The 14,391-nt window shown below is 49.0% G+C and carries 11 protein-coding genes; 6 read left to right on the forward strand and 5 right to left on the reverse strand.

Annotation, left to right across the window (positions count from 1 at the left end; all coding sequences use genetic code 11):
- The first annotated feature begins 56 nt into the window (after positions 1-56).
- The 5 genes from uvrA (at position 57) to nhaA (ending at position 6,524) form a co-directional block, all read left to right on the forward strand.
- Positions 57-2,912, forward strand: coding sequence for an excinuclease ABC subunit UvrA (gene uvrA / locus NBH16_RS10470; protein WP_005862688.1), 2,856 nt, complete (start codon positions 57-59; stop codon positions 2,910-2,912).
- Complete coding sequence (locus NBH16_RS10475) at positions 2,909-3,130, forward strand: hypothetical protein (RefSeq protein WP_005857287.1); 222 nt, start codon at positions 2,909-2,911, stop codon at positions 3,128-3,130. The genes uvrA and NBH16_RS10475 overlap by 4 nt, the downstream gene beginning before the upstream one ends.
- 3 nt (positions 3,131-3,133) lie before the next feature.
- Positions 3,134-3,733 carry an IMPACT family protein gene (locus NBH16_RS10480; RefSeq protein WP_005857285.1) on the forward strand — a complete coding sequence of 200 codons (600 nt, stop codon included), beginning with the start codon at positions 3,134-3,136 and terminating at the stop codon, positions 3,731-3,733.
- 107 nt (positions 3,734-3,840) lie between these two features.
- Positions 3,841-5,049, forward strand: coding sequence for a cation:proton antiporter family protein (locus NBH16_RS10485; RefSeq protein WP_036611485.1), 1,209 nt, complete (start codon positions 3,841-3,843; stop codon positions 5,047-5,049).
- A 113-nt stretch (positions 5,050-5,162) separates the two neighbouring features.
- Positions 5,163-6,524, forward strand: coding sequence for a Na+/H+ antiporter NhaA (nhaA, locus tag NBH16_RS10490; protein WP_005862682.1), 1,362 nt, complete (start codon positions 5,163-5,165; stop codon positions 6,522-6,524).
- Between the two features lie 113 nt (positions 6,525-6,637).
- Here the strand turns inward: nhaA and NBH16_RS10495 are convergent, their stop codons facing one another.
- Positions 6,638-6,889, reverse strand: coding sequence for a GlsB/YeaQ/YmgE family stress response membrane protein (locus NBH16_RS10495; RefSeq protein ID WP_005857281.1), 252 nt, complete (start codon positions 6,887-6,889; stop codon positions 6,638-6,640).
- Positions 6,890-6,986: 97 nt separating this feature from the next.
- Positions 6,987-8,753, reverse strand: a complete 1,767-nt coding sequence (locus NBH16_RS10500) for a glycoside hydrolase family 13 protein (RefSeq protein ID WP_122114917.1) — start codon at positions 8,751-8,753, stop codon at positions 6,987-6,989.
- Between the two features lie 105 nt (positions 8,754-8,858).
- On the opposite strand from NBH16_RS10500, the gene NBH16_RS10505 reads away from it, so the two are divergent.
- Positions 8,859-10,301, forward strand: coding sequence for an alpha-amylase (locus NBH16_RS10505; RefSeq protein WP_005862678.1), 1,443 nt, complete (start codon positions 8,859-8,861; stop codon positions 10,299-10,301).
- 8 nt (positions 10,302-10,309) lie between these two features.
- Here NBH16_RS10505 and pbpC read toward each other — a convergent pair whose 3' ends face one another.
- The 3 genes from pbpC to NBH16_RS10520 are packed head-to-tail and all read right to left on the reverse strand — an operon-like array spanning position 10,310 to position 14,320.
- Complete coding sequence (gene pbpC / locus NBH16_RS10510) at positions 10,310-12,856, reverse strand: penicillin-binding protein 1C (RefSeq protein ID WP_250788491.1); 2,547 nt, start codon at positions 12,854-12,856, stop codon at positions 10,310-10,312.
- The gene (locus tag NBH16_RS10515; RefSeq protein WP_044545321.1) at positions 12,828-13,265 is read right to left on the reverse strand and encodes a DUF6078 family protein; all 438 of its coding nucleotides are present in this window, start codon (positions 13,263-13,265) and stop codon (positions 12,828-12,830) included. Before NBH16_RS10515 ends, pbpC begins: the two co-directional genes overlap by 29 nt.
- An 11-nt stretch (positions 13,266-13,276) precedes the next feature.
- Positions 13,277-14,320 carry a virulence RhuM family protein gene (locus tag NBH16_RS10520; RefSeq protein ID WP_009017314.1) on the reverse strand — a complete coding sequence of 348 codons (1,044 nt, stop codon included), beginning with the start codon at positions 14,318-14,320 and terminating at the stop codon, positions 13,277-13,279.
- Positions 14,321-14,391: the final 71 nt, after the last annotated feature.

The following is a 14,391-nucleotide window of genomic DNA, read 5'->3' on the forward strand; positions in this document are numbered from 1 at the left end:
GATTGGCTTCTGTTTTTTTCGTATCTTTACGGCCCCTAAAACCAGATAGGTAAAAGATGATAAAAGATAAGCAGGCATTGGAAGGCGGGCGCATATCCATACTTGGCGCACGTGTTCATAATCTGAAGAATATAGATGTAGAGATTCCGAGGAATAAGTTGACGGTGATTACCGGCATGAGTGGTAGCGGCAAGTCATCATTGGCGTTCGATACGATTTTCGCTGAGGGACAAAGGCGGTATGTGGAGACATTCTCGGCTTACGCCCGGAATTTCTTAGGGAATATGGAGAGACCCGATGTGGATAAGATAACGGGTCTGAGTCCGGTTATCTCCATTGAGCAAAAGACAACCAATAAGAATCCTCGTTCCACCGTCGGTACGACTACCGAGATCTATGACTTTTTCCGTTTGCTTTACGCTAGGGCGGGAGAGGCCTATTCCTATTTGAGCGGGGAGAAGATGGTGAAATATACCGAGGATCAAGTCTTACGGCTGATCTTGGATGAGTACAACGGGAAAAAAACGTATCTCTTGGCTCCGTTGGTCCGTAATCGTAAGGGGCACTATAAGGAACTTTTCGAGCAGATACGTAAAAAAGGATATCTGAACGTCCGTGTCGATGGCGAGTTGAAAGAGATCTTCCATGGGATGAAGCTGGATCGTTATAAGATGCACAGCATCGAGGTGGTGATCGATAAGATGATTGTCTCCGAGGCAGACGAGCGTCGTTTGAAAGAGAGCTTGAAGATCGCCATGAAGCAAGGCGATGGCCTTGTGCTGATACTGGATGCCGAGACTAACGAGGTTCGCCATTATAGTCGTCGCTTGATGGACCCGGTGACTGGATTGTCTTACAGTGAGCCGGCTCCGCATAATTTCTCGTTCAACTCCCCTCAAGGAGCGTGTCCGAAATGTAAAGGCTTAGGACAGGTCAATTTGTTGGATATGGACAAGATCGTTCCCGATCCATCCTTAAGTATATATAGCGGTGGCATCGTCGCTTTGGGTAAATATAAGAATTCGTTGATATTCTGGCAGATCGAGGCGCTTTGCCAAAAGCATGGCGTGACGATCAAGACGCCTATACGGGATATTCCCGAGGAGGCGATGGACGAGATCATGAACGGTACGGACGAGCGGTTGCAGATCAAGAATGACTCGTTAGGATCGTCTAACTATTTCTTGTCGTATGAGGGAGTCGCCAAGTATATCTTGATGCAACAGGAGAGCGAGGCATCCGCCTCGGCGCAGAAATGGGCGGGACAATTCATCAAGATGGCCACTTGTCCGGAATGTAACGGCTGGCGGTTGAATAAGGAGGCGTTGAGCTACCGGATAGCGGGAAAGAATATCGCCGAGTTGTCGGCCATGGATATCTCGGAATTATACGAGTGGCTGGAGGGTATCGAGGAGAAGCTGGACCCGAAACAGCTTCGGATCGCTACGGAGATATTGAAGGAGATACGCTCCCGCCTGCGCTTCTTGCTGGATGTGGGATTGGATTATCTTTCCATGAACCGGGGTTCCGCTACCTTGTCCGGTGGCGAGAGCCAGCGTATCCGTTTGGCTACCCAGATCGGAAGCCAATTGGTGAACGTACTTTATATATTGGATGAGCCGAGTATCGGTTTGCACCAGCGGGACAACGTCCGTCTGATTAACTCCTTGAAGCAATTGCGTGATACGGGAAACTCCGTGATCGTCGTGGAGCATGATAAGGATATGATGCTGAGTGCCGATTACGTGGTGGATATGGGGCCTAAAGCGGGCCGTCTGGGGGGTGAGGTCGTTTTTGAGGGAACGCCCAAGGAGATGCTGCGTGTAGATACCTTGACCTCTTCCTATCTGAATGGAAACACGGAGATAGCCGTTCCTGCCGAGCGTCGGAAAGGCAACGGGCAGTTTATTACGATCAAGGGAGCCAGCGGCAATAACCTGAAGCATGTGGACGTGTCTTTCCCCTTGGGTACTCTTATTTGCGTCACGGGTGTGTCGGGTAGCGGAAAGTCTACCTTGATAAACCGCACGCTGCAACCGATCTTGAGCCAGCATTTCTATCGCTCGCTGGAAGACCCCTTGGCATACGACGCCATCGAGGGAATCGAGCATGTCGATAAGATCGTGAATGTGGATCAATCTCCGATCGGTCGTTCCCCCCGGAGCAACCCGGCTACCTATACGGGGGTATTCTCGGATATCCGGAATCTGTTCGTGGAACTTCCGGAATCGAAGGTGAGAGGGTATAAACCGGGACGTTTCTCTTTTAACGTATCGGGCGGACGGTGCGAGACCTGTAAGGGAAATGGCTATAAGACGATCGAGATGAATTTCCTTCCGGACGTGCTGGTGCCTTGCGAGGATTGTCACGGCAAGCGATATAACCGGGAAACCCTAGAGGTTCGTTTTCGTGGGAAATCAATTGCGGATATCTTGGATATGACGATTAATATGGCAGTGGAGTTCTTCGAGAATATCCCGACGATCTTATCAAAGATCAAGGTCCTGCAGGATGTAGGGCTGGGATATATCAAGTTGGGGCAACCCTCTACTACCTTATCCGGTGGCGAGAGCCAACGTGTCAAGCTGGCTACCGAGCTGGCGAAGCGGGATACGGGAAAGACGCTTTATGTATTGGATGAACCTACCACCGGTCTGCACTTCGAGGATATCCGGGTCTTGCTGGGGGTATTGAACAAGTTGGTGGATAAAGGCAACACGATCATCGTTATCGAACATAACCTCGATGTTATCAAAAGCGCCGATTACTTGATCGATATGGGCCCCGAGGGCGGTCGCCGTGGAGGTAACGTCCTTTTCACAGGGACTCCGGAGGCTTTAGCGAAGAGTGGCGTCGGGTTTACGGCTCCGTTCTTGAAAGAAGAGTTAGATATAGCAAATAAGAAAAAATGAAGAATCCTATACAAATGATCAAGCAGTGCGTGGAGAAGGAGGAACCTTACTTCGTGCTGAGAGGGCAGGACGTATGTGCGTTGGCTGCCATAGAGACCTATTATGAGGAGGTGAGGAATAAGGTGAAAGATCCTTATTTCATCGAGGAGATCGAAGAGATCATGAAAGATTTCCGGGCGTATCGGGAGGAAGTGTCTAACACTAAAATACCGGATTGATTTATGGCAGACGACAGTTACAAGACCATCAAGCAAGTAGCCGAGGGATATTATACCGAGAAGCGCAGCCGCTTTATCTCGTATGCTATCCCCGTGCGTACGGTGGAAGAGGTGAAGGAGCAACTGGAGAAATACCGTAAACAATATTATGATGCCCGCCATGTATGCTGGGCGTATATGTTAGGTCCAGAGCGGCAGACGTTCCGGGCCAACGATGACGGGGAGCCTTCTTCCACGGCCGGGAAACCGATCCTCGGACAGATCAACTCGAATGAGCTGACCGATTTATTGATTGTCGTAGTACGTTACTTTGGTGGAATCGAGTTAGGTACCAGCGGGCTGATCGTCGCTTATCGCACGGCCGCCGCCGAGGCTATCGCCGCCGCCGAGATCGAGGAACGTACGGTAGACGAGGACATCACGGTCGTTTTCGAATACCCATACCTGAACGGGATCATGCGTATCGTAAAAGAGGATAACCCCGCTATCATCTCACAGAAGTTCGAGATGGATTGCGAGATGACGCTTCGTATCCGTAAAGGAGAGGCTGAACGCCTCAAGAATCGCTTGTTAAAGGTTGAGACCGCTTATCTAAAAGAGTAGCAAGCGATCAACTAATTCAATTTTCAATTGTTTTTTGTAGAGACAAGGCTCATGAGGAACCCTGCCCCTGCATTTTATTGTGTAAATATTAATATAGTTTTATCTGAATGAAAAAAGTTCTTTTATTCTCTCTTTTTCTAGTGTTGGGTTTGGTCGTGTCGCAAATGCTTCCCGCTATGGTGGGGGAACAGTATTCGCTGGTAAAGACGATCTCTAATACGTTTTTGTTTATTTGCCTTGCGTTTATCATGATTAATGTGGGGCGTGAGTTCGAGATTGATAAGACCCGGTGGAAGTCTTATACCGAAGATTATTTCATAGCGATGGCTACGGCTGCGTTTCCGTGGATATTCGTGGCTTTATATTATATGTTTGTCTTGCTTCCGGGTGATTTATGGGGAAGTTGGGACGCTTGGAAGGAGAACCTGTTGCTAAGCCGGTTCGCCGCGCCTACCTCGGCGGGTATCTTGTTTACGATGTTGGCCGCCGCCGGGCTAAAAGCCTCTTGGGTATATAAGAAAGTACAGGTATTGGCGATCTTCGACGACTTGGATACGATCCTGTTGATGATCCCGTTGCAAATCATGATGATCGGCTTGCGCTGGCAATTGGGAGTCATTATTCTGGTTGTGGTATTGCTCTTGATCCTGGGCTGGAAGAAAATGGGATATTATAATGTACGTCAAGACTGGAAAGCCATCTTGTTCTATGCCGTCGTGACGTTTGGTATCACGCAAGTGATTTATCTGGTATCGAAACATATGTACGGGGAGGAGGCTAGCATCCATATCGAGGTACTTTTACCTGCGTTTGTCGTAGGTATGATCATGCGGCATAAGCATATCGATACCAAGATCGAGCACCAAGTGTCCGATTTTATCTCTTATCTCTTTATGTTCCTTGTCGGAGTGAGCATGCCGGTGTTTATGGGCGTGGATTTCGCTCAGCAAGCGGCGGAAGTAACTACGGTGACAGGTTCCCAGCCGATGATGTCATGGTCGATGATCGCTTTACACGTCGTAATCGTCTCATTCTTATCCAATATCGGTAAACTATTTCCTTTGTTTTTCTACCGTGACCGGATGAAACGGGAGCGTTTGGCGCTGTCTATCGGTATGTTTACCCGTGGAGAGGTAGGAGCCGGCGTTATTTTCATAGCCTTGGGGTATGGATTAGGTGGCCCTATGTTGATAATTTCTGTGTTAACTATTGTGTTTAATTTAATTTTAACTGGTATCTTTGTCATCTGGGTAGAGAAACTCACACGCAGCGCTTATAACCTGGAGCAAGCAGGAAAAGCCAAAGCTGTCAATTAATAGAAAAAACACTTGAAGGTATTTCAAGATGATATCCCGTTTCCCTCTTGGGAGGGAACGGGAATAGTCATAGTACGATCAATTGTTGAAGACCTTCATCTAACTTATTATTTATGGACCGTACGATTAATGTTATCCTTAAACCGTTGCGTCGCTTCGCTATACAGAAGCCGAACGCCAGTCTTTTACTATTCGCCGCCACCATCATCGCTATGGTCTTGGCCAATTCGCCTTGGGCACATAAGTATCATTTATTATTAGCTTTTCCAATCGATCTGCAAGCCGGGCAGTTTAACTTCTTCGCGCATCATGGCGAGACTATGTCTATGTTGGCTTTCGTGAACGACGCCCTTATGGCGGTTTTCTTTTTCGTGATCGGTCTGGAGATCAAGCAAGAGGTATTGATCGGTGAGTTGAGTTCCGTGCGGAAGGCGCTATTGCCTATTATCGCCGCTTGTGGTGGAATGATCGTGCCGGTCTTATTTTATATGTTAGTATGTAATACGCCTCCCGAGGTAAACGGGGCGGCTATTCCGATGGCTACGGATATCGCTTTCGCCTTGGCCGTATTGGGCTTGTTGGGGAAGCGGGTGCCGTTGAGCATGCGTATCTTCTTGACCGCCTTGGCTGTGGTGGATGATATTGGAGGTATTATAATTATCGCCCTGTTTTATAGCGGGCATATCGCTTTCGAGCCTTTGTTGATATCCCTGATAGTCCTCGCTTTGTTGTATGTGGGAGGAAAGTTCCGGGTACACAACCGATTGTTTTTCTATATCGGTGGCTTTATCGTTTGGCTGCTATTTCTGGAGTCAGGAATCCATCCGACAATCGCCGGCGTGTTGATCGCCTTTACGGTTCCAGCCCGTCCGGTTGTTAAGCTAGATGATTTCACGTGTGATATGACCGGGTATTTGAATATGCTGGACTATACCGAGGTTCGTCAGTCCCGTAAAGCGGAAGTGCTTACGCCTACACAAATTCAGGTATTGAATAACATCCATACGTTGGCAGATAAAACGATCAGTCCGTTGCAGACCATCGCTGATAAGTTGCATCCTTTGGTAAACTATGTGATACTTCCTTTATTCGCTTTCGTGAATGCCGGTGTGACATTCGGGGATATCCAACCCCAGACATTAGTTAATGTACCGTTGGCGGTGTTCGTGGGCCTATTTGTAGGAAAGACATTAGGTATATTCTCTTTCTCTTACTTGTTCGCATGTACGCCATTTGCCTCCATGCCTACAGGCATGAGCAAGCGTAATTTATTTGGAGTATCCATGTTGGGAGGAATCGGTTTCACGGTCGCTTTGTTTATAGCGAATCTTTCCTTTGACGGCAGTACGGCGGCGGGTGCCGATCTCTTGAATCAGGCGAAGCTGGGTGTATTCACGGGATCGTTTATATCCGGTCTTTGCGGTTATCTGGTATTGAAATGGGTTTTACCTAAAGAAAAAGTGGAAACGATCTAAATAAAAAGGCAGTCCTGCAAAGGACTGCCTTTTACATTATATTATGCCGTAACTAAAGTTTCGTGAGATCTTGTTGCCATGTAATATATGATTTGATAATTGAGCACGCCTTCTTAAACCTCTTTGGATTTGTTGAATAGCGAGCCGATCCATAATAACAAAATAGCTCCGACCGTAGAGGTTATCAAGCTTCCTAAGATACCACCGGCCGATATGCCTAGTAAGCTGAATACCCAGCCACCCAATACACCTCCAATAATACCTAGGATCAAATTAACAATGACCCCGAAACCTCCTCCACGCATAATCTTACCAGCCAGATAACCGGCTACGATACCGATGATAATAGACCAAATAAATCCCATAACGAATAGTTTTATATTTTATTAAAAAGTTCTGATGCTTTGTATTTAAACACATCCTAAAAGTCTTTAGTTGCGCTTTGTACCTCTTTTTAACGAATCATTCCAAAAGATCTAGCGAATCGATGAAGGATTCATAGACGGGATGGTTCAATTGAAAGACAATCGCTTCGAAAGGACGGAGCGTGATATCTTTTTGAGGCGCCATATGACTTCGGTCCCCGTAATTGTCCAATAGGACGTGTGCGTTACTCATATCTATCCCCGGAGTGGAGATTGCCGCCTTGGGGGAGAAATTGAGCATAATCAGATAAGTGTCGGCCCCAGTCTTGCGTAAGAAGGTATAGGATTGGGGATTCTCCGCATCCAGCAAATGATAACTGCCATAAATCAAACTCGGATTCTCCTTACGGAAACTGACTACTTTCTTAAAATAATTAAGTATGGAGGTCGGATCTTTTTCTTCGTCCGCTACGTTTATCCAAGTATAATCCGGATTTACCTTTAACCAAGGGGTTCCTGCCGTAAATCCCGCTTCCGGCGAGCGATCCCATTGGAAAGGAGTGCGGGCGTTGTCTCGTCCGGTCTCTTTCTGTTCGTCCAATACCGCCTGCGGATCTTTACCCTCTGCTTTCGCTTTCTTATAGCGGTTGATCGTATCGATATCGTTATAATCCTCGATATGGTCGAACCGAATGTTACGCATACCTATCTCGTCCCCGGCGAACCAATAAGGCGTTCCTCTCATCGTAAGCAGAAAAGTAATAAGCATCTTAGCGGACAAGGCCCTGAACTCATCCTTATCGCTACCAAAGCGACTGACCATACGGGGCTGGTCATGATTACCCAAGTAGATCGAGGGCCAACCCTTATCTACCGCCTTATCCCATTCCGTAAACATCTTCTTTAGGGCGATCAAGCTATAGTCTATACCGGATTCCGGATTGTCCGGTAGGGTTGTATTCCGGATACGGGCGGCGTCGAAATGATAAAGCATATTCAACTCTTCCCGGGCCGGATCGACAAATTTAGCGACATCATCTACCATCACGGCCGAACCTTCTCCAACACTCATACAATCGTATTTGCTTAATACCTGCCGATTCATCTCGTGAAGATAGAGGTGTAGGCGAGGCTCTTTGGCATAGAAAGAAAAGATATCCGGATATTTCTTGGAATCTATGAGAGGGAATGAGGGATCTTTGGCGATAAGAGAGATGGAATCCATGCGAAAACCGTCTATCCCTTTATCGAACCAGAAGCGCATCATATCGAAAATCTCTTGGCGTACCTCTGGGTTCTCCCAATTTAAGTCGGGTTGTTTCCGGGAGAAATAATGCAGGTAATACGAGTCGGTTGGCTTGTTATACGTCCAAGCGTTGCCTTCCTCGTCGAAATAGCTGAGGCGCAAGGGAGGCTCACCTTTCTCGGCCGGCCACCAATGGTAATAATTATAATAGGAATTATGTCTGGATTTACGGGCTTCCTCGAACCAAGGATGCTCGTCGCTGGTATGGTTTACTACCAAGTCCAGTACCAGTCGCATCTCCCGTTTATGAATCTCTTTCAGGAGGCGGTCGAAATCTTCCATCGTACCGAATTCTCTCATGATTTCCCGATAGTCGCTGATGTCGTAACCATTATCATCGTTGGGAGAGAGAAAGATCGGGTTTAACCAGATGATATCCACACCCAAGCTTTGTATATAATCCAAGCGGGAGGTGATACCGTTTAAGTCACCGATTCCGTCGCCATCGCTGTCCTGAAAGCTACGGGGATAGATTTGGTATATAATCGCTTCTTTCCACCAAGTCTTTTGAATGTCCTCTTGACCGGACGTACTCTCTGTAACATGCTTTGAATCCATCTTATTATTCTTTAGTTTTTTACTATAACAAAAGGATGTGGTGGTTAGTTTCAGCAACTTATGACGCTTAGGAAGTGTTGTTTTATCAACAAATAGAAGAAACATATGGAAAATGGAGTAATGATGCAGTATTTCGAATGGAATCTGCCGAACGATGGAATGCTGTGGAAACGGCTGAAGGATGACGCCTCGCATTTACATGAGATCGGGATCAGCGCCGTATGGATTCCACCCGCTTACAAAGGCCATGAGCAAGCGGACGAGGGGTATGGAACCTATGATCTATATGATTTGGGGGAGTTCGACCAAAAAGGGACCATACGCACCAAGTATGGAACTAAACAGGAACTTCAAGAAATGATCGAGGAACTTCACCGGAACCAGATTGGCGTATATCTGGATGCCGTGATGAACCATAAGGCGGGAGCCGATTATACCGAGTGGTTTATGGCGCAAGAGGTAGATCCTGGGCAACGGGAAAACGCTACCAGCGAACCCCATGAGATAGAGGGATGGACCGGCTTCGACTTCCCGGGGCGTGGCAATATGTATTCTAATTTTAAATGGCATTGGTTTCATTTCTCCGGGACGGACTATGATGTGTCCCGCAAGAAGGAAGGTATATTCCAGATTCTGGGAGAGGGAAAACATTGGAGTGAGGGAGTCGATGATGAGAATGGAAATTACGACTATCTCATGTTCGCCGATCTGGATTTCGATAACCCTGAAGTCGTGCGTGAGATGCAGGAATGGGGGATCTGGGTATCGAACGAACTAAACTTGGACGGTATGCGACTCGATGCGATCAAGCATATGAACGACCAGTTTATCAAGCATTTTCTGGAGGCGGTGAGAGCGGATCGGGGAGAGGGTTTCTACGCTGTCGGGGAATATTGGAAAAACGATACCGAATCGTTGGAGGCTTACCTGTCGCAAGTAGAATATAACGTGGATTTGTTTGACGTAGCCTTACATTATAACTTGAATGAGGCTTCCGAGAAAGGTCGTGACTATGATTTACGCGATCTATTAAAAGGGACCTTGGTCGAGATATGCCCGGATCAAGCCGTCACCTTCGTGGATAACCATGATTCCCAGAAAAACAGTTCTTTGGAGTCGCAGGTGAAGGATTGGTTCAAACCTTCCGCCTACGGTTTGATCCTGTTGATGAAGAAAGGGTATCCGTGTATCTTTTATGGGGATTATTATGGCGTAAAAGGGAAGAAATCTCCCCATCGTAAGGTATTGGATATGCTATTGCGTGTCCGGAAAGAATATGCGTACGGGGAAGAGGTGGATTATTTTGATCATCCGAACACGATCGGCTTCGTACGCTTGGGAGATCCGGGACATGCTGATTCGGGCTTGGCGGTGGTTATCTCGAACGGGGAAGATGGAGAGAAAACAATGTCTGTGGGGGAGAACCGGAAAGGCGAGGTATGGCATGAGATCACAGGCTCGGTAAAAGATACCGTGACGATTGATGAGGAAGGGAAGGGCCGTTTCCTTGTCAAGGGAGGCAAATTGGCTGTTTGGGTCAAGGCTTAACGGATGCTTTACTTGACCTCGAATTGTATTTTCTTCTGGTTCCCCTCGTTGTCGATGAGGGTAAGGAGATGTTTTCCTTGGCTCACGGAGCAACTGATCTGGTGATTCTCGGTGGTCTCTCCCAGATAGCTTTCGTCCAGATGCCAGTAAATCGTAGCGTCACGGCGGGCGTGGGCGGCCTTGAAGATAAATTTCTCGGACTTTCCGGAGAAGCCTTTCGGAAGGTAGAGAATGGCGTTATGCTCGGGATAGATCAGTTCGATCTGGCGGTTCAGGTCTTGCCCGCAGCCGGGTTTTACCGGAGGGAGCGGGATATAATCGATGTGATAGTTGCGGTAGTAATACTCCTGTGCGGGAGGAAGCACGAACCACGGGCGGCTGATCATCCGGTCGACAGACTCGCAGGAACTATTGACCCTGTACCGTCCGTCCGCCGATAGATGCACGAGCTTATGGTAGGGGCAAATCCCCGTGTTATTGCCGGACAGCGGCATGTATAAGGTGTCCGTTTGCTCGCAGTAGGGCGAGGCTTTATGTCCGCTGTTCCGGCAGATCGCCAGGGGAAGCGTCTCATCGTAGGGCAGGTCGAACCATTCGCTACCGGGCAATAGGGAAAAGAGATCGAAAAGGACCGGGGCGGCGTTGCCGACACCCGTAAGTCCTGGACGGCCCTCGCCGGAAGCGTTACCGGCCCATACGCCGACGACGTAGCGGGGAGTCGTGCCGATCGCCCAAGCGTCTCGTCCCCCGTAACTCGTCCCGGTCTTCCACGCGATCCGTTTCATCGACTCGAATTGTTGCCAGTCGGCCTCTTCCTCGGGACGGTTCAGGGCGGACATCGCCTCGAACGTGTACCACAGGGCCGCGGAGGAAAGGAGCGCCTTATCGGTGAGCCGGCTATCGGTAAGGGAACGGATGGGTTCCTTCCTCTCCGCAGGAAAGGGAGTCAGCGGATGGATATCCGCCGGATTATAGCGTCCGTTGTAAGTACGGTAATGTTTAAGCACACGAGACATGGAGGCATACATACCGGAAAGATCCCATAAGGTTCCCTCGGCCCCTCCCAAGATCAAGGAGGCCCCGTAATGTTCCTCGGAGAAACGTAAGGTAGTCATTCCCCACGATTTCAGTAAAGACATAAAGCGTCCGGTATTATACTGGGAGAGCATACGTACCAAGGGCACGTTCAAGGAGCGCTCTATGGCTACATGGGCCGGTACCGCCCCGTAGAATGTCTTGTTGTAATTATGGGGGGAGAAGCCGTTTATATTCAAGGGCACGTCCGATACCAGCATGGAGGGGAGCAACAGCCCGTCGTGCAGCATACCGGCATACAGGAAGGGCTTGAGAATACTTCCCGTGCTGCGGGGCGAGGTGATGATGTCCACTTGGTTCCCCCGCCGCTCGTCGGCCGGATAGGTAGCGTTTCCGGCGTAGGCCAATACCTCCCCGGTCTCCACGTCCGCTACGATCGCCGCCAGATTATAGATATGGTTGGAACTGTATTCACGGGCATAACGGTTTACGAGGGCCTGTGTCTGCCGTTGCAGGGCTTGGCGGACGGAGGTTTGGATGCGTTGTCCCGGTTGTTCTGCGGCCAGTCTTTCTAACAGGTGAGGGGCATCATTAGGTAAAGGGAGAGGGGCTTCGGGAAGTGGCTCCATGCAGGCCAGCTCGTATTCGGTCTCCTCCAATACACCTTTCTTTTGAAGGGAAGCCAATAAGCGATCCCGCTTCTCCTTCAATTGTTTCCGGTTTCTCCCGGGGTGGATCAAGGCGGGGGAGTTAGGAAGAACCGCGAGCGTGGCGCTCTCGGCCCACGATAGCTCGGAGGCGCTTCGCCCGAAATAACGCCATGCGGCGGTCTCCAGCCCGATCACGTTTCCCCCGAAGGGAGCGTGCGAGGCATAGAGGTTCAGTATCTCTTGTTTGCTATAGGTGGTTTCTAGAAAGAGCGCCCAGCACATCTCGATCGTTTTCTCGTAGAAGGTCCGGTCTTGGTTCCCTCTCGCTATGCGTGCCAATTGCATGGTCAAGGTACTTCCTCCGCTCACCACACGCCCCGCTTTCCCGTTCAAGCGGATCGCCCGGAAGATGGCGGCGGGGTCTATACCGGGATGGTAAAAGAACCGTTTATCCTCATACGTGAGCAAGCAATCCACGAATTTATCAGGCAAGCTATCCGCCGCCGGGAAACGCCATTGCCCGTCCGGTGCGATACGTGCGCCTAAAAGCTCGCCCTCGGCCGAATATAATAAGGTAGAGCAGGGGGCGGGAAATAATTGCCGGGGCACGATGCCATACAGGATACACCACGCCGCCCCGCCGATCCCCAAGAGGGATGCGAGGAGGTGCCATGGCACTCGTCCCGGCCTCGGTAGTAGCGACTTGGATAGATGGCTGAGGTATCTGCCAGTACTTCGTAGGAAGTACTGTAGTACTGTGAGCAAAGTACTGCGGTACTCCTTAAGAAGTACTGCGGTACTGTCCGGCTGAGTATTGCGGTACTTTATAAGGAGTACTGCCTCAATCATACCAATTGACACTCTCCTCATAATGATCGAACCTTAGCTCTTCCGTCACTCCGACCCTTCGCAAGGCGTTTAGCACGATCCTTTGCTCTTTAGGTGAGAGTGGAAATTCGCCCCTTCGCCGCTCGAAGTAGGGGTTACGTCCGAAATGGGACATGAGTATCGACATGAATTGCTGGTATTGCGCCGGGAACATCCGGCTCTGTATTCCGGTGAAGCCCCGTGCGTAGGTGACGGGAGCGGAGTCTCGGAAGTAGGGGCAAGCCCCATCCCGGGTACAGAGGGTGGGGTTCAGCAGCCGTAATACGGTTGCCGGTTGTTCGATGAGCGGCCGGTAGGCGATCTGGTGCAGACACTTCTCGGCCCGAGGGCAATCTTGTTGCTGGCAGACGGCGTAGTCGATGGGGATTTCCTTGTGTAGTTTCTTGGTCATGATGTTGCTATTTATGTATTATCGGGATTGAAATCTGTCGGGAACAAGGTCTCGCTATCGAAACGGTCAAAATCCGATTGGAAGAGACGGTCTTGAATGACCCGATACTTCTCGAACTCGGCTTCTGCGAAAGCTTTGGCTAATTCGGCTGTCACCTTGCCGGCGTTGGTCAATAAGTCATTACCTCCGGCTTCGAGTATCAGGTCGATACGTTTTGCCCAGTCTTCCATGGTCATGGGTATATGTCGTTTAGCCATGCGCTCTGCCATATCCAGAACTGCGTTGACTAAATGTCCCATGTCGTCCAACTCCATCTCGTTAAGGTAGTTCTTGGCAATGGCCACATCTGTTTTTACGATCTTCCCTTTAGGCGCATTTTCCCATGTGGTCAGTCCCATATGTTCTTTTTCCGAGTTGGCTCGGTTCACGATTAACTCGGCGGCGGTATGACCGTGTACGGCATAATGTATCTTATTTTGTACCTTTTGGAAAAAGAGGCGGGTGGTTGGTGCGTCACGATTATAGTCAATAGCGGTAGCATAGATATCGGTCAACTTTTGGTAAAAGTGACGCTCGCTTAACCGTATCTCCCGTATCTCGGCTAGTAGATGTTCAAAATAATCTTCACCGATGAAAGAGCCGTTCTCCATACGCTTCTTGTCTATCACATAACCACGGATAGCGAATTGACGGATGACCGATGTGCACCATTGGCGAAATTGTGTAGCACGAACGCTGTTTACACGATAACCGACAGAAATGATCGCATCAAGGTTATAAAACAATGTTTTTCGGGATACTTGCCGTCCGCCCTCGATTTGAACTACCGAGAAAAACTCGGTAGTTGAATCTTTCCGTAATTCACCGGATGTAAAGATGTTCTTTAGGTGTAATCCGATATTGTCTGTAGAGCAGTCAAACAGGGTAGACATCGCTTTCTGCGTGCACCAGATGGTTTCGTTATGATACATTACCTGTATGCCATCTTCCTTGCCTTCTAGCATGAAGATAAGGAATTCCGCCGTGCTATTTCGAATTTCGAATTTCTTCGCCATATACTTTTCTTTCCTCTTGTTTAGCGACTCCTGTACTTCTTTGGTGGCATACTGGTCGCTCCATATTTAAG

The sequence above is a fragment of the Parabacteroides sp. Y3-G-102 genome, assembly GCF_023656845.1.
In the GTDB taxonomy this organism is placed as follows: domain Bacteria; phylum Bacteroidota; class Bacteroidia; order Bacteroidales; family Tannerellaceae; genus Parabacteroides; species Parabacteroides distasonis.